At 71.4% G+C, this 21726-nt stretch carries 21 protein-coding genes; 11 read left to right on the top strand and 10 right to left on the bottom strand.

Annotated elements, in window-relative coordinates:
* Positions 1-92: 92 nt before the first annotated feature.
* On the bottom strand, positions 93-1925 hold the full coding sequence (locus tag OG490_RS30945; protein WP_330299560.1) for an AMP-dependent synthetase/ligase: 1833 nt from the start codon (positions 1923-1925) through the stop codon (positions 93-95).
* A gap of 119 nt (positions 1926-2044) precedes the next feature.
* On the opposite strand from OG490_RS30945, the gene OG490_RS30940 reads away from it, so the two are divergent.
* Together OG490_RS30940 and OG490_RS30935 are read left to right on the top strand one after the other, a co-directional pair.
* Positions 2045-2773 (top strand): MerR family transcriptional regulator, encoded by a 729-nt coding sequence (locus OG490_RS30940; protein ID WP_330299559.1) that lies wholly within the window; start codon positions 2045-2047, stop codon positions 2771-2773.
* 10 nt (positions 2774-2783) lie between these two features.
* Positions 2784-3371 carry a maltokinase N-terminal cap-like domain-containing protein gene (locus OG490_RS30935; protein ID WP_330299558.1) on the top strand — a complete coding sequence of 196 codons (588 nt, stop codon included), beginning with the start codon at positions 2784-2786 and terminating at the stop codon, positions 3369-3371.
* Positions 3372-3428: 57 nt separating this feature from the next.
* On the opposite strand, the gene OG490_RS30930 is transcribed toward OG490_RS30935, so the two are convergent.
* From OG490_RS30930 to OG490_RS30905, 6 genes are all read right to left on the bottom strand, one after another.
* Positions 3429-5600 (bottom strand): 3-hydroxyacyl-CoA dehydrogenase NAD-binding domain-containing protein, encoded by a 2172-nt coding sequence (locus OG490_RS30930; RefSeq protein ID WP_330299557.1) that lies wholly within the window; start codon positions 5598-5600, stop codon positions 3429-3431.
* Positions 5601-5651: 51 nt separating this feature from the next.
* Positions 5652-6866 carry an acetyl-CoA C-acetyltransferase gene (locus OG490_RS30925; RefSeq protein ID WP_330299556.1) on the bottom strand — a complete coding sequence of 405 codons (1215 nt, stop codon included), beginning with the start codon at positions 6864-6866 and terminating at the stop codon, positions 5652-5654.
* A gap of 57 nt (positions 6867-6923) precedes the next feature.
* A complete protein-coding gene (locus tag OG490_RS30920; protein WP_330299555.1) occupies positions 6924-8066 on the bottom strand; it encodes an acyl-CoA dehydrogenase family protein in 1143 nt (380 codons plus the stop codon).
* 9 nt (positions 8067-8075) lie between these two features.
* Complete coding sequence (locus tag OG490_RS30915; protein ID WP_330299554.1) at positions 8076-9101, bottom strand: LLM class F420-dependent oxidoreductase; 1026 nt, start codon at positions 9099-9101, stop codon at positions 8076-8078.
* Positions 9101-10306 (bottom strand): CaiB/BaiF CoA transferase family protein, encoded by a 1206-nt coding sequence (locus OG490_RS30910; protein ID WP_330299553.1) that lies wholly within the window; start codon positions 10304-10306, stop codon positions 9101-9103. Before OG490_RS30910 ends, OG490_RS30915 begins: the two co-directional genes overlap by 1 nt.
* Positions 10307-10410: 104 nt before the next feature.
* Positions 10411-10815 carry an MmcQ/YjbR family DNA-binding protein gene (locus tag OG490_RS30905; RefSeq protein WP_330301135.1) on the bottom strand — a complete coding sequence of 135 codons (405 nt, stop codon included), beginning with the start codon at positions 10813-10815 and terminating at the stop codon, positions 10411-10413.
* Positions 10816-11126: 311 nt separating this feature from the next.
* Between OG490_RS30905 and OG490_RS30900 the strand changes: the two genes are divergently transcribed.
* Positions 11127-12332, top strand: a complete 1206-nt coding sequence (locus OG490_RS30900) for a saccharopine dehydrogenase family protein (RefSeq protein ID WP_330299552.1) — start codon at positions 11127-11129, stop codon at positions 12330-12332.
* A gap of 173 nt (positions 12333-12505) precedes the next feature.
* Here the strand turns inward: OG490_RS30900 and OG490_RS30895 are convergent, their stop codons facing one another.
* Positions 12506-13186: an endonuclease V gene (locus OG490_RS30895; RefSeq protein WP_330299551.1), complete on the bottom strand. Its 681-nt coding sequence runs from the start codon at positions 13184-13186 to the stop codon at positions 12506-12508.
* 26 nt (positions 13187-13212) lie between these two features.
* Here OG490_RS30895 and OG490_RS30890 point away from each other — a divergent pair, with 26 nt between their 5' ends.
* Complete coding sequence (locus OG490_RS30890; protein ID WP_330299550.1) at positions 13213-13512, top strand: YciI family protein; 300 nt, start codon at positions 13213-13215, stop codon at positions 13510-13512.
* A gap of 66 nt (positions 13513-13578) precedes the next feature.
* Here OG490_RS30890 and OG490_RS30885 read toward each other — a convergent pair whose 3' ends face one another.
* Positions 13579-14493 carry an MBL fold metallo-hydrolase gene (locus OG490_RS30885; RefSeq protein ID WP_330299549.1) on the bottom strand — a complete coding sequence of 305 codons (915 nt, stop codon included), beginning with the start codon at positions 14491-14493 and terminating at the stop codon, positions 13579-13581.
* Between the two features lie 99 nt (positions 14494-14592).
* On the opposite strand from OG490_RS30885, the gene OG490_RS30880 reads away from it, so the two are divergent.
* From OG490_RS30880 to OG490_RS30865, 4 genes are all read left to right on the top strand, one after another.
* Positions 14593-15516, top strand: coding sequence for an AraC family transcriptional regulator (locus tag OG490_RS30880; protein WP_330299548.1), 924 nt, complete (start codon positions 14593-14595; stop codon positions 15514-15516).
* Between the two features lie 216 nt (positions 15517-15732).
* The gene (locus OG490_RS30875) at positions 15733-16176 is read left to right on the top strand and encodes a (4Fe-4S)-binding protein (RefSeq protein WP_330299547.1); all 444 of its coding nucleotides are present in this window, start codon (positions 15733-15735) and stop codon (positions 16174-16176) included.
* Between the two features lie 166 nt (positions 16177-16342).
* Entirely contained in the window at positions 16343-16759 is a 417-nt protein-coding gene (locus tag OG490_RS30870; RefSeq protein ID WP_330299546.1) for an SsgA family sporulation/cell division regulator, read from the top strand.
* A 202-nt stretch (positions 16760-16961) separates the two neighbouring features.
* Positions 16962-18644, top strand: a complete 1683-nt coding sequence (locus OG490_RS30865; RefSeq protein ID WP_330299545.1) for an ABC-F family ATP-binding cassette domain-containing protein — start codon at positions 16962-16964, stop codon at positions 18642-18644.
* Between the two features lie 11 nt (positions 18645-18655).
* Here OG490_RS30865 and OG490_RS30860 read toward each other — a convergent pair whose 3' ends face one another.
* A complete protein-coding gene (locus OG490_RS30860; RefSeq protein ID WP_330299544.1) occupies positions 18656-19135 on the bottom strand; it encodes an ATP-binding protein in 480 nt (159 codons plus the stop codon).
* A 271-nt stretch (positions 19136-19406) separates the two neighbouring features.
* Between OG490_RS30860 and OG490_RS30855 the strand changes: the two genes are divergently transcribed.
* From OG490_RS30855 to OG490_RS30845, 3 genes are all read left to right on the top strand, one after another.
* Positions 19407-20258 carry a helix-turn-helix domain-containing protein gene (locus OG490_RS30855; protein ID WP_330299543.1) on the top strand — a complete coding sequence of 284 codons (852 nt, stop codon included), beginning with the start codon at positions 19407-19409 and terminating at the stop codon, positions 20256-20258.
* Between the two features lie 58 nt (positions 20259-20316).
* The gene (locus tag OG490_RS30850; protein ID WP_330299542.1) at positions 20317-20568 is read left to right on the top strand and encodes a hypothetical protein; all 252 of its coding nucleotides are present in this window, start codon (positions 20317-20319) and stop codon (positions 20566-20568) included.
* Between the two features lie 167 nt (positions 20569-20735).
* Complete coding sequence (locus OG490_RS30845) at positions 20736-21707, top strand: acyl-ACP desaturase (protein WP_330299541.1); 972 nt, start codon at positions 20736-20738, stop codon at positions 21705-21707.
* Positions 21708-21726 lie beyond the last annotated feature (19 nt).

The following is a 21726-nucleotide window of genomic DNA, read 5'->3' as shown; positions in this document are numbered from 1 at the left end:
TCCACATTCCCTCACCCTTGTCCGGTGGGCAGCCGACTGCCCACCGGACTGGGCCATCCGGGTTACAGATCCTCCTACGAGGTCTACGAGGCCTACGAAGCCTCGTGCGGCTCCGCGTACAGCCCCTCGATCAGGGCCCCGTACTTCTCCCGGATCACGCGTCGGCGCAACTTCAGCGAAGGGGTCAGCTCCCCCGACTCCGGTCCCCACTCCTCGGTCAGCAGCCGGTAGCGCTTGATCTGTTCGGTGCGGTTGAGCCGGGCGTTGGCTGCCTCGACGGCGCGGGCGATCTCCTCCCGCACGGCCGGGTGCGCGGCGAGCTCGCCGGGCGTGGCGGCCTCGATCCCGTGGGCGGCGGCCCAGGCCGGGGCCAGCTCGGGGTCCAGGACGAGCAGGGCCACGAGGTAGGAGCGGCCGTCGCCGTGCGCCAGCGCCTGGCCGATCAGCGGGTGTTCCTTGAGGGTGTTCTCCACCAGGGCCGGCGAGACGTTCTTGCCGTTCGAGGTGATGATCAGTTCCTTCTTGCGGTCGGTCAGCCAGAGGAACCCGTCCTCGTCGAGCCGTCCGATGTCCCCCGTCGGGAACCAGCCCTCCTCGTCCGAGGCGCTCTCCACCGACCCGTCCGGCCGCAGGTAGCCGCCGAAGACGGTGGCCCCGCGCGTGAAGATCTCCCCGTCCTCGGCGAGCCGCAGCTCCAGCCCCTCCAGCGGCCGGCCCACCGAGCCCAGCCTGAATCCGTCCGGGCTGTTGACCGTGCACACCCCCGAGGTCTCGGTGAGCCCCCACGCGTCCATGATGGTGATCCCCCAGCCCGCCCAGAAGCGGACCACGTCGATCGGCATCGGGGCGGTCGCGCTCGCCGTCCAGACCAGGCGGTCCAGCCCGGCCAGGTCCAGCAGCGGATCCAGCACCCGCTCCTTCGCGGCGGCGTACGAGGCTTCGAGTCCCGCCGGTACCTCCTCGCCGCGCTCCCGGTGGCCCGCGCGGGCGCGCGCCAGGTCGTTCGCGGCTTCGATGGCGCGGCGCTGCTCCTCGGGGAGCCGCCCGAGCACCGCCCGTACGGAGGCGGCCAGCTTCTCCCACACCCGGGGCACGCCGAAGAACTGCACCGGGTGCAGCTCGCGCACCGCGACCGATACGGCGGCCGGGTCGGAGCACAGCCGGACGTGGGCGGCCCGCAGCAGCGGCAGGTAGATCCCCAGGATCCGCTCGGCGATGTGCGCGAAGGGGAGGTAGCAGATGTGCTCGGCGTGCTCGGGGAGTGCCACGTTCCGGTCCAGCCGGACCGCCTGCAGCATGATGTTGCGGTGGGTGAGGCGGACGCCCTTGGGGTCGCCGGTGGTGCCCGAGGTGTAGACGACGGTCAGCGGGTCCTCGGGACGGGCCTCCTGCCAGGCCTTCTCGAAGGCCTCGGGGCGGTGCGCGCCCGCGCCGCCCGCCCGCAGGGAGCCGTAGCTGCGGTGCGGTCCTGCCTGCGCGGCCTCGGCCACGACGAGCCGCTCCAGCGGGACCCCGGGGTCGGTGAGCAGCGGTTCCCACCGGGCCAGCTCGCGGGCGCCCTCGACCACGGCGAGCCGAGCCCGGCTGTGGCGGGCGATGTGGGCTATCTGCTCCGGCGCGGAGGTCCCGTAGACGGTGACGGGGACGGCCCCGAGGTGGACGAGGGCCAGGTCGCTGAGCCAGTGCTCGGGGCGGTTGCCCATCATGAGCAGCACGTGCTCGCCGCGCTCGACGCCGAGGGCGGCGTAGCCGGAGGCGAGGACGGCGACCTCGCGGCGGACGTCGGACCAGCTGAGGGTGGACCAGCCTTCGCCGTCCCGCCAGGAGAGGGCGGGGAGATCGCCGTGCTCGGCGGCGTTGCGCGCCAGCAGGACGGGGAGGGTCAGCTCTTCGGGAGGTGCGGGCAGTCGCAGTTCTGTGGTCATGGGCAGCTCCTGGCCGTTTCACATCGTTGGTGCGACAGCAATACTGTTGAACACGAACCGTGTGCCGATCAGAGACGTGCCGATCAGAGAAGCCCTGATCGCAGAGCGAGGCGGAGACCATGACCACCCAGGCGCCCGAGCCGACTTCGCTCACCGTCGACGAGCTGGCGGCCAGGGCGGGCGTGACCGTCCGCACCGTACGGTTCTACAGCACCCGGGGCCTTTTGCCCCCTCCTGTGATCGGACCTCGTCGGGTGGGCCGCTACGGCCCCGAACACCTCTCCCGGCTGGCCCTGATCGAGGAGTTGCAGCACCAGGGCATGACCCTGTCGGCCTGTCAGCGCTACCTCGACGCCCTGCCCGACGACCTGAGCGCGCACGATCTGGCCATCCACCGGGCGATGGTGGCCACCTGGGCTCCCGACGCGGCCCTGGAGTCCTCCCTCGCGGACCTGGAGAAGCGGGCCGGCCGGACGCTGACGCAGACCGACATCCGGCGGCTGACGGCCATGAACGTGCTGGCTCCGACCCCGGAGGGGTTCCGGGTGGACGTGGGGCTGCTGCGGCTCGGGGTCGCGCTGCTCGACGTACCGATCTCGCACGAGACGATCCTGGTCGCGCGCGAGATGCTGCTGGAGCACGCGCGGACGGCGGCGCACCAGCTGACCGCGCTGTTCCGGGACGAGGTGTGGGGGCCGTTCACGCAGGGCGAGAGCGATCCGGAGCGGGTGGAGTCGATGAAGGCGCTGTCCGCCCACATGCAACCGATGGTGGTGCAGGCCCTGGTGACGGCCTTCCAGCGGTCTCTGAAGGAGGAGTTGAAGGCCGCGTTCGCCCCGGAGGAGTAGGTTTCGGGTCATGGCGATGATCTACAAGACCACGATGAAACCCGGCAAGCTGGAGCTCCTTGCCGCCTGGCTGCCGACGCAGTCCTGGTACCTCCCCACGGGGAGCGCACCGGATCTGGCCCGCGCGGGCGGCTTCCGGCTCGACGATCCCGAGGGCGAGGTGGGCATCGAATTCATGGTGGTCACCGACTCCTCGGGCGGCCTGCCGACCGCGTACCACGTCCCCGTCACCTACCGCGGGGCGCCGCTGGAGGGGGCGGAGGCCGGCCTGATCGGCACCTCCGAGCACGGAGAGCTCGGGCTCCGCTGGGTGTACGACGGCCCGCACGACCCGGTGCTGGTGGAGCGGCTGCACGCACTGTTCCAGGGCCTGGCCGAACCGCAGGCGCAGAGCCTGAGCAACACCCCGGACCGCGACGTCACCGCGCGGTACGAGGGATCCGGCGTCCCCGGCGCCGAGGACGGGCCGGCGCTCACCGTGGTCCGCGTACTGCGCGACGCCGCGGCGGCGGGCCGTCTCGGCGAGGTCACCGCGGGCTGGACCGACCCGGACGGGACCGCCCACCGGGGCGTGTTCGCCTCCCTCGACGCACGCTGACCGGCGCGTCGGCGCGGGCCGGCCGGGGCTGCCCCGGTCGGCCCGCGCCGCACCCGCTCAGTCGGCGTACGTCTCGCCGCGCCCGGCCTTGGCCACCAGCGAGGCGGGCGGGGCGAACCGCTCCCCGTACTGCGCGGCCAGCTCCTGCGCGCGGGCCACGAATCCGGCGAGGCCGCCCTCGTAGCCGTTGATGTACTGGATCACGCCGCCGGTCCAGGCCGGGAAGCCGATGCCCATGATCGAGCCGATGTTGGCGTCGGCGTACGAGGTCAGGACACCCTCGTCGAAGCAGCGGACGGTGTCCAGCGCCTCGGAGAAGAGCATCCGCTCCTTCATGTCCTCGAACGGGATCTCGTACCCCCGCTTCGTGAAGTGCTCGCGCAGCCCCGGCCAGATCCCGGCGCGCTTGCCGCTCTCGTCGTACGCGTAGAAACCGCCCCCGCCGCTGCGCCCGGGACGCCCGAACTCGTCGACCATCCGGTCGATGACGGTGTCGGCGGGGTGCTCGGCCCAGGACCGGCCCTCGGCCTCGAAGGCCTTGCGGGTCTCGTTGCGGATCTTGCGCGGCAGGGTGAGCGTCAGCTCGTCCATCAGAGAGAGGACCTTCGCCGGGTACCCGGCCTGGGCCGCGGCCTGCTCGATCGAGGCGGGCTCGATGCCCTCGCCGACCATCGCGACGCCCTCGTTGATGAACTGGCCGATGACGCGCGAGGTGAAGAACCCGCGGGAGTCGTTGACCACGATCGGGGTCTTGTTGATCTGGCGTACGAGGTCGAAGGCGCGGGCGATGGCCTCGTCGCCCGTCCGCTCGCCCTTGATGATCTCGACCAGCGGCATCTTGTCCACCGGCGAGAAGAAGTGCAGCCCGATGAAGTCGGCGGGACGCGAAACCCCTTCCGCGAGGCCCGTGATGGGCAGCGTGGAGGTGTTCGAGCAGAGCAGCGCGTCGGGGGTGAGGAATTCCTGGATCTCCTGGAACACCTTGTGCTTGAGGGCGGTGTCCTCGAAGACGGCCTCGATGACGGCGTCACAGCCCGCCAGGTCGGCGGGCTCGGCGGTCGGGGTGATCCGGGCCAGCAGCTCGGCGCGCTTGGCCTCAGTCGTACGGCCCCGGGACAGCGCCTTGTCGAGCAGCTTCTCGGAGTAGGCCTTGCCCTTCGCGGCGGCCTCGGGGGTGACGTCCTTGAGGACCACCTCGATGCCCGCGCGGGCGCAGGAGTACGCGATGCCCGCGCCCATCATCCCGGCTCCGAGGACGGCGACCTTGGTGACCTTGCGCGGGGCGACGCCCTGCGGGCGGCTGCGGCCGGCGTTGACGGCCTGGAGGTCGAAGAAGAACGCCTGGATCATGTTCTTGGCGGTCTGTCCGGTGACCAGCTCGGTGAAGTAGCGGGCCTCGATGGTCAGCGCGGTCTCGAAGTCCACCTGGGAGCCCTCGACGGCGCAGGCCAGGATGTTGCGCGGGGCCGGGTACGGGGCCCCGCCCAGCTGCTTCTTCAAGTTGGCCGGGAAGGCCGGGAGGTTGGCGGCGAACCGCGGGGTGGACGGGGTGCCGCCCGGGATGCGGTAGCCGGGGACGTCCCAGGGCTGCTTCGACTCCGGGTTCGCGTCGATGAAGGCGTGCGCCTTGGCGAGCATCTCCTCGGGCGTGGCGGCCAGTTCGTGGACCAGGCCGTTGTCCAGGGCGCGCTGGGGGCTGTACTGGGTGCCCTGGAGCAGCACCTTCAGCAGCGCGTCGGCGATGCCCATCAGGCGGACGGTGCGGGTGACGCCGCCGCCGGCCGGGAGCAGGCCGAGGGTGACCTCGGGCAGGCCGATCTTGGAGCCGGGGGCGTCGAGGGCCACACGGTGGTGGGAGGCCAGGCAGATCTCGTAACCGCCGCCCAGGGCCGCACCGTTGATGGCGGCGACCACGGGCTTGCCGAGGGTCTCGATGCGGCGCAGCGAGCTCTTGATCTGGGTGCCGGTGTCGAAGGCGAGCTGCGCGTGCTCCGGCCGCAGCTGGATCATGTCCTTGAGGTCCCCGCCCGCGAAGAAGGTCTTCTTGGCGGAGGTGAAGATGATGCCGCGGATGGAGTCCTTCTCGGCCTCGGCGCGATCCGCGATGGCCGCGATGGAGTCCTTGAAGGCCTGGTTCATGGTGTTGGCGGACTGGTTGGGGTCGTCGAGGACGAGGGTGACGACGCCGGTCTCGTCCTGTTCCCAGCGGATCGTGGTGGACTCGCTCATTTTCGCTACTTCCGTGTCGGGGTGGGATCAGGGATCTGGGATCAGGACGGATCAGAGGCGTTCGACGATGGTGGCGACGCCCATGCCGCCGCCGACGCAGAGGGTGACGAGCCCGTAGCGCTTGTCCTGGCGCTCCAGTTCGTCGACGACGGTGCCCAGGATCATCGCGCCGGTGGCGCCGAGCGGGTGGCCGAGCGCGATGGCGCCGCCGTTGACGTTGACCTTGTCGAGGGAGACGCCCATGTCCGTGACGAAGCGGAGCACGACGCCCGCGAAGGCCTCGTTGATCTCGATCAGGTCGATGTCGTCGATGCTCAGCCCGGCCTTGGCGAGGGCCTTGCGGGTGGCGGGGGCGGGGCCGGTGAGCATGATGGTGGGCTCGGAGCCGGAGACGGCGGCCGAGACGATCCGGGCGCGGGGGGTCAGGCCGTTGCGGGCGCCCGCCTCGCGCGAGCCGATGGCGACGAGCGAGGCGCCGTCGACGATGCCGGAGGAGTTGCCCGCGTGGTGGACGTGGTCGATCTTCTCGACCCAGTGGTACTTCTGCAGCGCGACGGCGTCGAAGCCGCCGAGCTCGCCGATGTCGGCGAAGGAGGGCTTGAGCCGGGCGAGGGAGTCGGCGGTGGTGCCGGGGCGGACGAACTCGTCGTGGTCGAGGACGACCAGGCCGTTGCGGTCGGTGACCGGGACCACGGACTTGGCGAAGCGGCCGTCCTTGATGGCGGCGGCGGCCCGCTCCTGGGACAGGGCCGCGTACTCGTCCACGTCCCGGCGGGAGAAGCCCCCGAGGGTGGCGATCAGGTCGGCGCCGATGCCCTGGGGGACGAAGTTGACGTCCCAGTTGGTCATCGGGTCGTTGAACCAGGCTCCGCCGTCCGAGGCCATCGGGACGCGGGACATGGACTCGACGCCGCCCGCCAGGACGAGATCCTCCCAGCCGGAGCGGACCTTGGCGGCGGCCATGTTGACGGCCTCCAGACCGGAGGCGCAGAAGCGGTTCTCCTGTACGCCGGCCACGGAGTCCGGCAGCCCGGCGGCGATGGCCGCGATCCGGGCGATGTCGGAACCCTGGTCGCCGACCGGGCCGACGACGCCGAGCACGATGTCGTCGATGGTGGCGGGGTCCAGCCCGGGGTTGCGCTCGCGCAGGGCGTGGATGAGGCCGACCACCAGGTCGATCGGCTTGGTGCCGTGCAGGGAGCCATTGGCCTTGCCGCGGCCGCGCGGGGTGCGGATCGCGTCGTATACGTAAGCTTCGGTGCTCACTGGTCAAGCCTTTCGGGGGTGCGGAGGCGAGGAAAGGTCGAGGGATACAGGGGGAGGTCAGCCCAGCAGCGAACGGCCGATGATCTCCTTCATGATTTCGGTCGTACCGCCGTAGATGGTCTGGATGCGGCCGTCGGTGAAGGCCCGTGCGACCCGGTATTCGGTCATGTAGCCGTATCCGCCGTGCAGTTGCAGGCAGCGGTCGGCGACCCGCTTCTGGAGTTCGGTGGCCCACCACTTGGCCATCGAGGCGTGGACGTGGTCCAGTTCCCCGTTGGAGTGGTCGGTGATGCAGCGGTCGAGGAAGGTACGGGTGACCGCGCACTCGGTGGCCATCTCCGCGATCTCGAACCGGACGTGCTGGAGCTTGGAGAGCGGGCGCCCGAAGGCCTCGCGCTCCTTCACGTACTGCGTGGTGATCTCCAGCAGGTACTCGGCGGCGGCGATGCCCGCCATCGCGATGCCCATCCGCTCCTGCGCGAGGTTGGTCATCAGGTGGACGAAGGCTCCGTTGAGCTCCCCGAGCAGGTTCTCCTTCGGGACGCGCACGTCGTTGAAGAACAGCTCCGCGGTGTCCTGGGCCTTCTGGCCGATCTTGTCGAGGTTGCGGCCGCGCTCGAAGCCCTCGGTGCCGCGCTCGACGACCAGCAGCGACATGCCGTGCGCCCCGCCCTCGGGGGTGGTCTTGGCGACCACGATCACCAGGTCGGCCAGGATCCCGTTGGAGATGAAGGTCTTGGAGCCGTTGAGCACCCAGTGGTCGCCCGCGTCCTCGGCGGTGGTCCGGATGCCCTGGAGGTCGGAGCCGGCGCCCGGTTCGGTCATCGCGATGGCGGTGATGATCTCGCCCGAGCAGAAGCCGGGCAGCCAGCGGCGCTTCTGCTCCTCGGTGGCCAGCGAGGTCAGGTACGGGCCGATGATGTCGTTGTGCAGGCCGATCGCAAGTCCGGCGGCGCCCGCCCGGGTGAACTCCTCCGCGATCACCGCCGCGTACCGGAAGTCGGTGTTCCCGCCGCCCCCGTACTCCTCCGGGACGGCCAGGCCCAGCAGCCCCTGCCGGCCGGCGGCCAGCCAGGCCTCGCGGCTGACGATCCCGTCCTTCTCCCACTGCTCGTAGTGCGGCAGCACCTCCTTGGTGAGGAAGGTGCGGACGGTCTCGCGGAACGCCTCGTGGTCGGCGTCGAAGATGCGGCGTTGCATCAGGGCCCCCTAAAGCCAGCTCTTGACGGTTTCGATCGACTTGGCCGGCTCGGGGCCGACGGGAGCGACGTTGAGCATGGTCACTCCGGCGGCCCGGAAGGCCTCGATGCGCTCGCGCACGTAACTCTCGGGTCCGCACAGCGTGGTGAGCTCGCACAGCTCGTCCGGGACGGCGGCCGCGGCGTCGCGCTTGTGCCCGGAGAGGTACAGCTCCTGGATCCGGCGGGCCGCGTCCCCGTATCCGTAGGCGACGGCCAGGTCGTTGTAGAAGTTCTTTCCGACGGCGCCCATGCCGCCGACGTACAGGGCGATCTGCGGGCGGGCGAGGTCCCGTAGGGCCGCGGCGTCCTCGCCGATGGCGAGCAGTCCGCCGGCCACGACCTGGAGCGCGCCCAGCTCGGGCGCGCGCAGGGCCGCGCCCTCGGCCAGCGCGCTCCCCCACACCGCGTCCGCCTTCTCCGGCACGAAGAGGGTGGGCAGCCAGCCGTCGGCGATCTCGGCGGTCATACGGACGTTGGCGGGTCCCAGCGAGGCCACGTAGACGGGGATCGCGGGGCGGACCGGCCGGGTCAGCATCTTCAGCGGCTTGCCGTGCCGGCCGCCCTTGTCCGGCGGCAGCGGCATGTCGGTGATGCCGTGGTGGTCGATGGTCTCGCGGCGCCAGATCCGCCGGCACAGCTCGACCGTCTCGCGGGTGCGGCCGATCGGCCTGTCGTACGGCTTCCCGTGCCAGCCCTCGACCACCTGCGGGCCCGACGCCCCGAGGCCGAGCATGGCCCGGCCGCCGGACATCGCGTCCAGGCCCGCCGCCGTCTGGGCGATGAGCGCGGGGGTGCGCGAGTAGACGTTGAGGATGGCCGAGCCGATCTTCATCCGCTCGGTGCGGGCGGCCAGGTACCCCATGATCGTCGGGGCGTCGAACCCCCAGGCCTCGGCCACCCACACGGCGTCGAGACCGGCCGCCTCCAGCCCGGCCGCCGCGTCGGCGGCCCGGCGGGGGTCTGCGGCGTAGTCGAGCATCATCGAGAGTTCCATCAGCCGTCCTTCCCCAGCAGGGCCGGTACGTCCCAGTCGGCCGCGACGGACTCCGTGTGCGCACCCGGCAGCGCGGGGCCGCCCACCGCGGGGGCCGGGGTGGCGGAGAAGCGCGGCGCGGGGGCGGGCTGGGTGATCCCGGCGGCCTCGACGAAGGTGGACCGGGCGGACAGGTGCGGGTGGTGCGGGGCCTCGCGCAGCGAGAGCACGGGGGCCACGCAGGCGTCGGTGCCCTCGAAGACCGCCGTCCACTCCTCGCGGGTACGAGCCTTGAAGCGCGCGGCCACGGCCTCGCGGAGCTCGCCCCAGCGGGCCAGGTCCTTGCGGGCGGGGGCCTGGCCGGAGATGCCGAGCAGCTCCACGAAGGTGTCGTAGAACTGCTGCTCCAGCGCGCCGACCGCCATGTACCCGCCGTCGGAGGTCTCGTAGGTGCCGTAGAAGGGGCAGCCGCCGTCGAGGAGGTTGGCCCCGCGCCGGTCCTGCCAGCCGCCGGCCGCGAGCATGCCGTGGATCATGGCGGTGAGGTGGGCGGTCCCGTCGACGATGGCCGCGTCGACCACCTGGCCGGTGCCGCCGGGGGTGCGGGCGTGCTGGAGGGCGGCGAGGACGCCGATGACCAGGTAGAGGGAGCCGCCCGCGTAGTCCCCGACCAGGTTGGCGGGGACGGCCGGGGGCTCGCCGGGGCTGCCGATCATCCCGAGGGCGCCGGTGACGGCGATGTACGCGATGTCGTGCCCGGCGGTGTGGGCCAGCGGGCCGTCCTGGCCCCAGCCGGTCATCCGGCCGTAGACGAGCTTCGGGTTGCGGGCGTGGCAGTCGGCCGGGCCGACGCCGAGCCGCTCGGCGACCCCGGGGCGGAAGCCCTCGATGAGCACGTCGGCGCGCTCGACCAGGTCGAGGACGCGGGAGGGGCCGTCGGCGGACTTCAGGTCGACGAGGACGGAGCGCTTGTTGCGGTTGGTGATGTCGTAGGCGGGGTTGACGGCGAGTCCGCCGCCGCCGGGGCGGTCGACCCGTACGACGTCCGCTCCCAGGTCGGCGAGGAGCATGGCGGCGAACGGGCCCGGCCCGATGCCCGCCAGCTCGACGACGCGCACGCCCGCGAGCGGGCCGTTGCCGCTCCCGGAGCCCGTGGAGCCGGAGCCCTCGGAGCCCCCGGGCGCGGTCCCCGGCACGTCCCCCGGCACGGTCCCTGTCACTGCCATCGAGCCCCCAGCATCCGGTGGCGCCACTGCGGCCACTGTGTGACACAACTGATGTAACACCAGTGATGCTAGGAACCTGTTCCACTCAGCACAAGAGCAAGCGCTTAGCCGGTTGGCCCGTTTCGCGCGTCGAGCTCCTTCAGGTGCCGCTTGAGGGCGACCGTCCGGTAGCTCTCCTCCACCCACTCGCAGAGCACCTCGGCGGAGGGCGACCCCTTGTCCCCCAGCGGCACGCTGACCCAGCCCGCCCTGCCCAGCCCGTACCCGGTCGGCTCCGCTCCGGGCGCGGTCATGGCGTGGCCGTGCAGCGCCTCGTCCTTGAGTTTCACGGAGATTCCGGGCGGCCGCGGGCCGTCCGCGTTTCCGAGGAAGACGAAGATCTTCTTGTTGACCTTCACGACGCAGTCCTCGGGGCCCCAGGGAAACTCCTCACCGGCCTCCGGCAGCCCCCGGGCGAACTCCCGGACCGCCTCCCACTTGCGCACCGCTGCCTTCATCGACGCCTCCATTGACCACTCGCCGCTCACCACTCACCGCTCACCACGCGCAACGGGCCGCACCCCACGTCGTACCACGGCTCATCGGGGGCCGCACCCGCTCGCGCGGACGGACGGGTTCACGCCGAATCCGCCGCGCCGCCATCGGCCGGACCACCGCGCCGCGACCGGGCCCACGCCCGGGACCGGCCCCGGGACCGGCCCCCAAGCAGCCCCGGGGCGCGGCCCGTTCACCGCGGCTCGCGCCACCCGCCCGCACGGACGGCGGTCGCGGGCGCTAGCCTCAGCCACCACCGACACCGACACCGCCCGGGAGACGCCCGATGAACGCAAGTGTTCGACACGAGCCGCGCACCGAGGCACGGGAGTACGACGTCGTCCTCTTCGGCGCGACCGGGTTCGTAGGCGCGCTGACGGCCGAGTACCTCGCCGTGCACGCCCCCGCCGACTGCCGGTGGGCCCTCGCGGGCCGCGACCTGGCCAAACTGGAGCGGCTGCGCGAGCGGCTGACCGCCCTCGATCCGCGCTGCGCGGACCTGCCGCTGCTGCGCGCGGACGCCCAGGACGCCGGAGCGCTGCGCGAACTGGCCGCCTCCACCAGGGTGCTGGCCACGACCGTGGGACCGTACGTCTGGTACGGGGCCGAGCTCGTGGCCGCCTGCGCGGCGGCGGGCACCGACTACGCCGACCTCACCGGTGAGCCCGAGTTCGTGGACCGGATGTACGTCGAGCACGACGCGCGGGCCCGCGAGACCGGCGCCCGGATCGTCCACGCCTGCGGCTTCGACTCGATCCCGGCCGACCTCGGGGCGTACTTCACCGTCGGACACCTCCCGACCGGGGTCCCGCTGACCGTGGACGGGTTCCTGCGCTCCAACGCCCTCTTCTCGGGCGGCACCCTGACCACGCTGCTCACCGCGATGGGCCGCGGGCCGCAGAACCTGGCGGCCGCCCGCGCCCGCCGGCTGCACGAGCCCCGGCTGCTGGGCCGACGGGTACGGGGGCCCGTGGGCGCACCGCGCTTCAGCCGGGAGACCGGGGCGTGGGCCCTGCCGCTGCCCACGCTGGACCCGCAGGTCGTGGCCCGCTCGGCGGCCTCGCTGGAGCGCTACGGCCCCGACTTCCGCTACCGGCACTACGCCTCCGTCCGCCACCTGCCCGTGGCCGTGGGCGGTACGGCGGCGGTCGGCGCGACCGTCGCGCTGGCGCAGATCCCGCCGGTGCGGCAGTGGCTCGCGGACCGGTGGGAGCCCGGCCAGGGCCCGGACGCGGAGCGGCGGGCGCGCAGCTGGTTCACCGTGCGGTTCGTGGGCGAGGGCGGCGGCCGCCGGGTCTTCACCGAGGTCTCGGGCGGCGACCCGGGGTACGGGGAGACCGCGAAGATGCTGGCGGAGTCGGCGCTCTGCCTGGCCTACGACGCCCTGCCCGAGCTCTCGGGCCAGCTGACCACCGCGGTGGCCATGGGCGACGCCCTGCTGGACCGGCTCCAGAAGGCGGGCATCCGCTTCCGGGTCGCGTCCAGCGGGTGAGGGCAGGTCCAGGCCGTCTCTTCCGGATCTTGTCGGTCGAGCCCGCGTCGTCCGGTGCCGTGCCTGGCTGCGCTGCCGGGGCTCCCGTGTACTGGACGTACTCGGTTGCCCCGGCAGCGCGGCGAGGTGCGGTGCCGGACGGCGCGGGCCCGGCAAGATCCGGAAGAGACGGCCTAGGCGGTGGCTTCTCGCAGGGCGCGCCGGCACAGCGAGTCGGCGTGCCGGGTGGTCTCGGGGATGCGGAAGCGGGGGCTGAGCGCGAGGGCGTGCGCGCAGGCGTTGTCCAGGGACACCCGGTGCCCGACCGAGACGTAGACGGGCTTGATGCCGTCCTGGGTCCGCAGCGCCCGCCCGACGACATCGCCCTCGGCCGCGCGCAGCGGGGACCACTCGCCGCGCTGGGCGCCCGGCTCCCCGTAGGTGAAGGTGAACGGGTTCTTCGCGACGCCGATGGCCGGCAGCCCCGTCACCACGCCGAGGTGGCAGGCGAGGCCGAAGCGGCGCGGGTGGGCGAGTCCGTATCCGTCGCAGACGACGAGGCCGGGCGTGACGGTCAGCGCGTCCAGGGCGGCGAGCACGGTCGGCAGTTCGCGGAAGGCGAGCAGTCCGGGCACGTAGGGGAAGCTGACGCGGCCCACGGAGGTGGATTCCTCCACGACTTCGAGGGTGGCTCCGTCCAGGACCACGGCCGCGGCGGCGACCAGGTCGCGCTCGTCGTCGTAGGCGACGTCCACTCCCGCGATCAGCCCGGTGCCGGGCGGCGGCCCGGTCCCGGTGAGCACCACCCGTCCGCGGAGTTCGTCTTGTATCGCCTTGGCCTCGGCCTCGTCGGCGGGGGTCTTCGCACTCGTCATAGTGGTGCGAGAGTAGCCTGACGATCATGTTCGTCATGGAGCTCACCTACACCGCGCCCGTCGAAGCCGTCGAAGAGGAGATGGACGCGCACATCGCCTGGCTGGACGGCTACTACGCGGCGGGCATCTTCCTCGCGTCGGGCCGCAAGGTCCCGCGCGACGGCGGAATGATCCTGGCCGGCGGGGTCTCCCGCGCGGAGATCGAGAAGATCGCCTCCCAGGACCCCTTCCTGCTGGCGGGCGTCTGCACCTACCGCATCACGGAATTCATCGCGACGAAGACCTCGGCGGACCTGTCGACGGTCCGGGAGAACCCGGCGGTCTGAGGCCGGGCCCCTGCCGACTCCGGCAGGGGCCGGGCAGAGGCCGACAGGGGACGGCCACCGCCGTCCTCACTCACCCGCCCACCGGCCCAGCGAGAACCCGTCGCCGTTCCGGCGGACTTCCACGGCTCCCGAGCCGCCGAAGTGCGCCGGAACGACCAATTCGCCCTCGTCCGCGGCGCGTTCGAGAATGCGTCGGCGGCTCGACGCCGCCGCCCGCTCGTCCGTGCAGAAGCAGCTGTTGCAGGCGGGGTCCAGGATCTGCACCGGGCTGTGCAGGAGGTCGCCGACGAAGACCGCACGGTCGCCGCCGGAGGTGAGCCGCAGCACGGACGATCCGGGGGTGTGGCCGGGAGCGGCTTCCAGGGTGAGGTGTTCGTCGATCCGGTGGGCGCCCTCCCACAGCACGGCCTGCCCGGCCCGGTGGACGGGGGCGATGCTGTCCTCGTAGATCAGCCGGTCGTCCTCGCGAAGGCCGTTCCCGTACGCGTTGCGGGGACCGAAGTGGAAGTCGTCCGCGGCCGGGATGAGGTACTGGGCGTTGGGGAAGGCCGGCACCCACTCCTGGCCCTCCGCCCCGGCGCTGACGGTGTTCCAGCCGACGTGGTCACCGTGGATGTGGGTGTTGACGACGACGTCCACGTCCTCGGGCCGGACACCGGCGCGGGCCAGGCTGCCGAGGAAGTCTCCCTGCCGGTGGTGGAACAGGGGCGATCCGGGCCGCTCGCGGCCGTTGCCCACCCCGGTGTCCACCAGGACGGTCCGCCCGCCGCTGCGCAGCACCCAGGTCTGGAGCGTGAGCACCGCCCTGCCGGTGTCGGGTTCCCAGTGGTCCGGCGCCAGCCAGTCCTCGTTGTCCTTCCAGGTCCGGGCCGTCGAGTCCGGTACGAGGTCACGGGCGGGGGTGAAGGCCCCGTGCCACTCCACGACCCTGCTGATCTCGACATCACCCAGGACGATGCTCTGCTTGCTCTCGCTGCTCATGCCTCAACCATAGGAGCGCAGTCTGAGCGGATCAATGCCTGTTCGGCTCATCTGAATACGCGGAGCTCTCATCGTTGACACCGCAGATATCCTGACGCCATGGATGTGGTGAGCGACGCGATCTCCGCCGTACGCATCGGACGGCCCTCCTCCAACCGGGTGCGGGTCGACGGAAGCTGGTGCGCGCGGTTCGCCCCGTACGAGGGCGCGGGCTTCCACGTGGTGATGGAGGGCAGCTGCTGGCTGCTGCCGGACGGCGGTACGCCGATCACCCTGGGCCCCGGCGACGCGGTGCTCCTGCCGCACGGGGCGGGACACGTGATCGCCGACTCCCCCGCCGACGCGGCGACCGTGGAGCAGGCGGTGCCCTTCGAGCGCTGGGCCGCCGCAGGGCCGCCGCCCCGGACCCCGGCCGGACCCCGCGAGGTGGAGATGCTGTGCGGCAAGTACCGGCTCGACCGGAGTCACGCGCACCCGCTCATGCAGGAACTCCCGGAGGTCGTCCACCTGCCAAACCGGGTCGGCGCCAACCTCGAACTCCGCTCCGCCATCGACCTGTTGGGGCGCGAGCTGGACGGGCAGCGGCCCGGCGCCTGCATCGCGGTCCCGAGCCTGCTCGACCTGCTCCTCGTCTACATGATCCGCTCGTGGATGACCGAGGGCGCGGCCGGCGGCGCTCCGGCCGGGGCATGGCCGGCCGTGCTCGGCGACCCGGTGACCGCCGCCGCCCTGCGGGCCCTCCACTCGGACCCGGCCGCCCCGTGGACCAATGACCTCCTGGCCGCCGAGGCGGGCGTCTCCCGTCCGACCCTGGCGCGCCGGTTCGCGACCCTCGTGGGCCGGTCCCCGATGGCGTACCTCACCTGGTGGCGCCTGACCTACGCCGCCGCCCTGCTCCGCGACACCCCGGACTCGCTGGCCACGATCGCCCACCGGGTCGGCTACGGCACCCCGTACGCCCTCTCGCACGCCTTCAACAGGGAGTTCGGAACCACCCCCGGGCGCTACCGCACCGGGCACTGACCCACGGCCCGCCGCTACGCATGCACCCTCACCCTCGGCTGCCTAGTGCTGTGGCCGGAAAGGTTTGCCGGGTTGCGGTGTCCGGTGCGGTGCATCGCAAGGCGGAGGGCCACGTCTCGTACTGGACGTACTTGCGTGGTCCGACAACGCGGCGAGGTGCCGTGCCGGGCGCCGCGACCCGGTGAACCTTTCCGGTCACAGCACTAGGCTTGTCCCATGCCTTCCGAGGAGCCCGGATCCCGCCCCGCCCCGCAGGCCCGCCCCAAGGTCTACGAGGGTGAGCGCGTCACCGTCAGTTACGACGCCCACCGGTGTCTGCACGCCGCCGAGTGCGCCCGCGGACTGCCCGCCGTCTTCGATCCGGCGCAGCGCCCCTGGGTGCGGCCCGACGGGGACGAGCCCGAGCGGGTGGCCGAGGTGATCCGGCGCTGCCCTTCGGGAGCGCTCCAGTACCGGCTGGCCGAAGGGCCGGCCGAGGAGCCCGACCGGCCGACCAGCGTCGTACGGTCCGGCGCGGGGCAGCTGGTGCTGCGCGGGGAGCTGGCCGTGACCACCCCGGACGGAGCAGTGCACCCGGAGACCCGGGTGATGCTTTGCGCCTGTGGAGTGAGCGGGAACCAGCCTTACTGCGACCACTCCGGCCCCTGCGGGCAGGGCTGAGGACCCGACGCCCCCATCACCCTGTGCGATCACACAGAAAGGATCAGGCCATTCGGTGACACAGCTCACGCAACCTCGCGTGCACTGATTCGCCATTTCCGGCGTCTATCCCGTTGCCGGGTCCCACCCACGACCCGACAAGAGATCTGCCGCAAGGGAGCGAGCCTTGATCACTGTCATCGAGCAGGCCGTGCAGGCCCGACTGGTCGCCACCGCGCCGAAGGTCGACACCGTACCGGTCACGTTCTGCTACGACCGGGCCGACCCCTTCGCCGTCCGCATGGCCTTCCCCGCGCCCGCCACCCTGGAGGGCGTAGAGGTCTCGTGGACCTTCTCGCGCGAGCTGCTGGAGGCCGGACTCGACCGCCCGGCCGGCTGCGGTGACGTACGTGTGCGCCCGTACGACGCCGACCGGACCACCGTGGAGTTCCACGCTCCCGAGGGCGTCGCGATCGTGCTGATGGTGACGGCCGACCTGCACCGGTTCCTGGAGCGGGTCTCGACGGTCGTGCCACCCGGCCTGGAACACCTGTATCTGGACATGGACCAGAGCCTGGCCGAGCTGATGCGCGACTCCTGCTGACCCACGACCCGATGACCCCGCTCACCTAATTCGTTTGCGGGCGGTTCCGGCCGCCCGTAGCTTCGTAGACGCCCCATCGCCGTCGAAACGGAGCAGGACGTTGCTCTTCTGAGGTCCGAGACACCGACCACCGTCAGGCCATCGCCCACGGCCGGCTGTCTCCCCGAGTTGCACTCACCATTCACGCAACCTGGAGGCCTCCATGAGTCCTGCTCCCTCTTTCATCACCTGCTCCGACCTCTTCTTCGCCTGGCCCGACGGAACCCCCGTCTTCGAAGGCTTCCAGCTGACGGTCGGACCCGGCCGCACCGGCCTGATCGGGCTCAACGGCTGCGGGAAATCCACCCTCCTCAAGCTCATCTCCGGAGAACTGACCGTCTCCGAAGGCCAGTTGACCACCTCCGGGACGGTCGGCTACCTCCCGCAGACCGTCACCCTCGACACCGCCCTACGGGTGGACGAGGCTCTCGGGATCCACACCACCCGGGCCGCCCTGCACGCCATCGAGGCGGGCGAGGCCACGGAGGCGAACTTCGCGGCCGTCGCGGACGACTGGGACGTGGAGGAAAGGGCCCTGGCCACCCTCGACCAGCTCGGGCTCGGACGGATCGGGCTCGACCGCACGGTCGGCGAACTGTCCGGCGGCGAAGGCGTGTTGCTGCGCCTGGCCGCCCTACTGCTGGCCCGACCGGACGTCCTGCTGCTGGACGAGCCGACCAACAACCTCGACCTGCGGGCGCGCCGAAGGCTGTACGCCGCGGTCGAATCCTGGTCCGGGGTACTGGTCCTGGTCAGTCACGACCGGGAGCTGCTGGAGCGGGTCGATCAGATCGCCGACCTCCGGGACGGCGAAGTGCGCTGGTACGGCGGCAACTTCACGGAGTACGAGGAGATGCTCGCGGCCGAGCAGGAGTCGGCCGAGCGGCTGGTCCGGGTGGCCGAGGCCGACGTACAGCGCCAGAAGCGCGAACTGTCCGACGCACAGCTCAAATTGGCCCGTCGCAAGCGGTACGGGCAGAAGATGAACGACAACAAGCGCGAGCCGAAGATCGTCATGGGCGCCCGCAAGCGCGCGGCGCAGGAGTCGGCCGGCAAGCACCGCATCATGCACGCCGAGAAGCTGGCGCAGGCCAAGGAGCGGCTCGACCACGCGGTCGAGGCGGTACGGGACGACGCCGAGATCCGGATCGAACTCCCCGCCACCCGGGTCCCGCCGGGCCGCCGCGTCCTCACCCTCAGCGGGCTGCGCCCGGTCCACGGAGCCGGGGTGGCGGGCGAGTGGGAGCTGCGCGGTCCGGAACGGATCGCGCTGGTGGGCCGCAACGGCTCCGGCAAGACGACCCTGCTGCGGACGATCGCGGGGGAACTTGCCCCGCTGTCCGGCGAGTCGAAGACGCACGTGCCCACGCGGTTCCTGCCGCAACGGCTCGACGTCCTGGACGACGACCGCTCGGTCGTGGAGAACGTGGCGCGCTTCGCCCCGCACGCCACGAACAACCTGATCCGGGCCCGGCTCGCGCACTTCCTGTTCCGGGGCGCGCGAGCGGACCGGGCGGCCGGCACACTGTCGGGCGGCGAGCGGTTCCGGGCCACCCTGGCGGCGCTGCTGCTCGCGGAGCCCGCTCCGCAACTGCTGATGCTGGACGAGCCGACGAACAACCTGGACCTGGCGAGCGCCCGGCAGTTGACGGACGCGCTGGATTCCTACGAGGGCGCGCTCCTGGTGGCCAGCCACGACGTGCCCTTCCTGGAGTCGATCGGCATCACGCGGTGGCTGCTGCTCGACGGAGACGGAGACGGAGACGGAAGCGGAGACGGATCCGGCGTCGGGCGGATGCGGCCGACCACGGCCGAGGAGGTGCGGGAGTCCCTGTGGCACATGTGACGGTCCACGGTCTAACGCGGGTTCGGCAGCGGAAGCGGGAGTAAGGCCCAGGACTTGGTGCCCCCCATGGCGGTGAGGACGGGGGTCAGGCCCCAGTCCCCGCCGCACGCCTCGACGACCGCCGAGAGCAGCCACATCCCGCGGCTGCGCCGCCGCCTGCACTCCTCGCTCGCCGCGGGCGAGGAGTGCGCCGGGTGCTGGTCGTAGACGACGAGCCGGAGCGCGTCGAACTGCCAGCGCACCTTGAGCGTCATCTCCTTGTCCGGTGTGAACCGGTGGGCGCAGGTGACGAGTTCGGAGACGGCGAGCGCCGCCGTGTCGCACAGGTCGGGCAGCCCGTGCCGGGTGAGCAGGGACCGTACGGCGCCCCGGGCGCTGCCCGCGCAGTAGGCGCCGCCGGGCAGGCCTATGGAGTAGCTCAGTTTCTCCGCCTCGGGCGGGACCTGCCGGAACTCGTGGACCGACCGCAGGCCGCGGAGAGTGCCCGTCATCGTGCTGCTCCAAGGTTCTGAATGCGTGGGGCCTGAGGCCCGCGGCCCGATCAGGGGTCGTCTGGTCGTACGCCCCGTGATCAAAGCCGTGTGGTCACAGCCGTGTGGTCATACAAGGCCTCGAGGTCGCCCCGTGTGAGACTTGCGCTACCGACCGTAGCGCAACGGGGTGCACAGTGCTACTACTTGTATGACGACTTGATGTTTTCTCATGGCATTTCCGGATTCATGGGGTCTTTCCGCATGCCCCCGACCGGAGGAGAGGGGACCCGTGCCACCGAGGAGTACGCCGACCGCGCGACAGCAGCGCCTGGGCTCCGAGCTGCGAAGACTCCGCGAGCAGTCGGGCACGACGGTGCAGCAGGCCGCCGCGCTCCTGGGTGTGGACCGCACCCGGATCCCGAACATCGAATCCGGCCGGATCGGCATCAGTGCCGAGCGTGTCCGCACCCTCGCGTTCAACTACGACTGCCCCGACACCGGGCTGGTCGACCTGCTGGCCTCGATGGCGCAGGAACGGGACAAGGGGTGGTGGGAACAGCACCGGGGGATGCTGCCGCCCGCGCTCCTGGACATCTGCGAACTCGAGCACCACTCGGTCGAGTTGCACACCGCCGTGACCACGCACATACCCGGGCTGCTGCAGACCGAGGCACACGCGCGGGCCGTCTTCGACACCGCCGACCCGCCGCTGCCGGAGCCTGATCTGCAGGCGCGACTGGCGCTGCGGATGCAGCGCCAGCGGGTGTTCGCGCGCGAGGCGCCGCCGCTCTACGAGGCGGTCGTGCACGAGGCCGCGCTGCGGATGCAGTTCGGCGGCCCCAAGGTGGCCCGGGCCCAGCTCGAGCACATATTGAAGCAGTCGGAGCGGGCGCGTACGACCGTGCGCGTGATTCCGTTCACGGCCGGCGGGTTCCCTGGCGCCGGCCAGTCCTTCACATACGCCGCGGCCGTGATCGGCGAGCTGGACACCGTGCAGCTCGACAGCTCGCACGGCTCGATGTTGCTGGATTCGCAGATGAAGCTGCTCCGCTACCGCGGGCTGCTGGAGCGGCTGCGGTCGCTGGCGCTGCCGGCCTCCGAGTCCCGCGATTTCATCCACGCCATCGCACAGGCCCTCTGACCGGCTGCCCGGCTGACTGACCACCTGACCGGATCCGACGAGGAGACGAGAGAACGACATGAGCGCGACCACCACACCCCTGACCACTCCGGCGACGGCGCCGGCGGCCACCCCGGCGGCGTCCGCCATCGCGTGGGGCGAGGCCTTCTGCAGCGAAGGAGCGAACTGTTTCCGCTTCGGGCTCGACGCCGAGGGGAAGGCCTACATCGGCACCACGGAGTCCGCCGCGTACGTCACCGACTCGATCGACGCCCTCCGCGCACTCATCTCCGCCGTCAAGGCGGGAGCCGCGGACCACCTCCTTGCGTGACTTTGGGCCCTCCGAAACCCCCTCTGAGCCCTTTTAAACTGCACAGATAACGGGATGTAACCGGACATATGCCTGGGTGGGGCTTGGCTGGCCTTGATGTCGCGCTTAACCTACGACTCCGTAGGCTACGGAACCGTAGGTAATTCGCTTTGCACTCAGGAGTACCCGTGACGATCACCTCTCCCCACCTCGGCAGCTCGGAGGCGTGGACCGACGCCAAGCTGCTGTTCGCGCTGGAAGAGGTGGTCGAGCAGGAACTCAACCGCCATCTGAAGGTCACCAAGGACTGGATGCCCCACGAGTACGTCCCGTGGAGCGACGGCCGCAATTTCCCCGGCTTCTTCGAGGACGGCGAAGCCTGGGATCCGCAGCAGTCCAAGGTCACCGAGATCGGCAAGATCGCGCTCGTCGTGAACCTGCTGACGGAGGACAACCTCCCCAGCTACCACCACGAGATCGCGTCCCTTTTCGGCCGCAACGGCGCGTGGGGCACCTGGGTGCACCGCTGGACCGCCGAAGAGGGTCGCCACGGCATCGTGATGCGCGACTACCTGCTGGCCTCGCGCGCCGTGGACCCGGACAAGCTCGAAGCATTCCGGATGCAGCACATGTCGGAGGGCTTCGAGTCCGACAACCGCCACTCGATGCTCCACTCCGTGGCGTACGTGGCCTTCCAGGAGCTCGCGACCCGCATCTCGCACCGCAACACCGGCCACCAGTCCGGTGACCCGGTCTGCGACCGCATGCTGGCCCGTATCGCGCAGGACGAGAACCTGCACATGATCTTCTACCGCAACCTGCTGGGCGCGGCCTTCGAGCTCGCCCCGGACCTGACGATGCAGGCCGTACGGGACGTCGTGGTCGACTTCCGGATGCCCGGACACGGGATGCCCGGGTTCGAGCGGATGGCCGCGCAGATGGCGATCGGCGGGGTCTACAACCTGCGGATCCACCACGACGACGTGCTGAGCCCCGTGATCCGCTTCCTGAAGATCATGGACATCGACGGTCTCGGCCCGGAGGGCCAGAAGGCCCAGGAGGAGCTGGGGCTCTTCATGAACGGCCTGGACTCCGAGGCCCGCAAGTTCGACGAGCGCCTGGCCGCCCGTGCGGCGCGCATCGCGGCCCGCAAGGCCTGACGGCACCAGCCGCAGACCA

This window comes from Streptomyces sp. NBC_00503 (genome assembly GCF_036346895.1).
GTDB lineage: Bacteria > Actinomycetota > Actinomycetes > Streptomycetales > Streptomycetaceae > Streptomyces.
The sequence above is the reverse complement of the archived record's forward strand: the minus strand, read 5'-3'. Positions and strand labels throughout refer to the sequence as shown.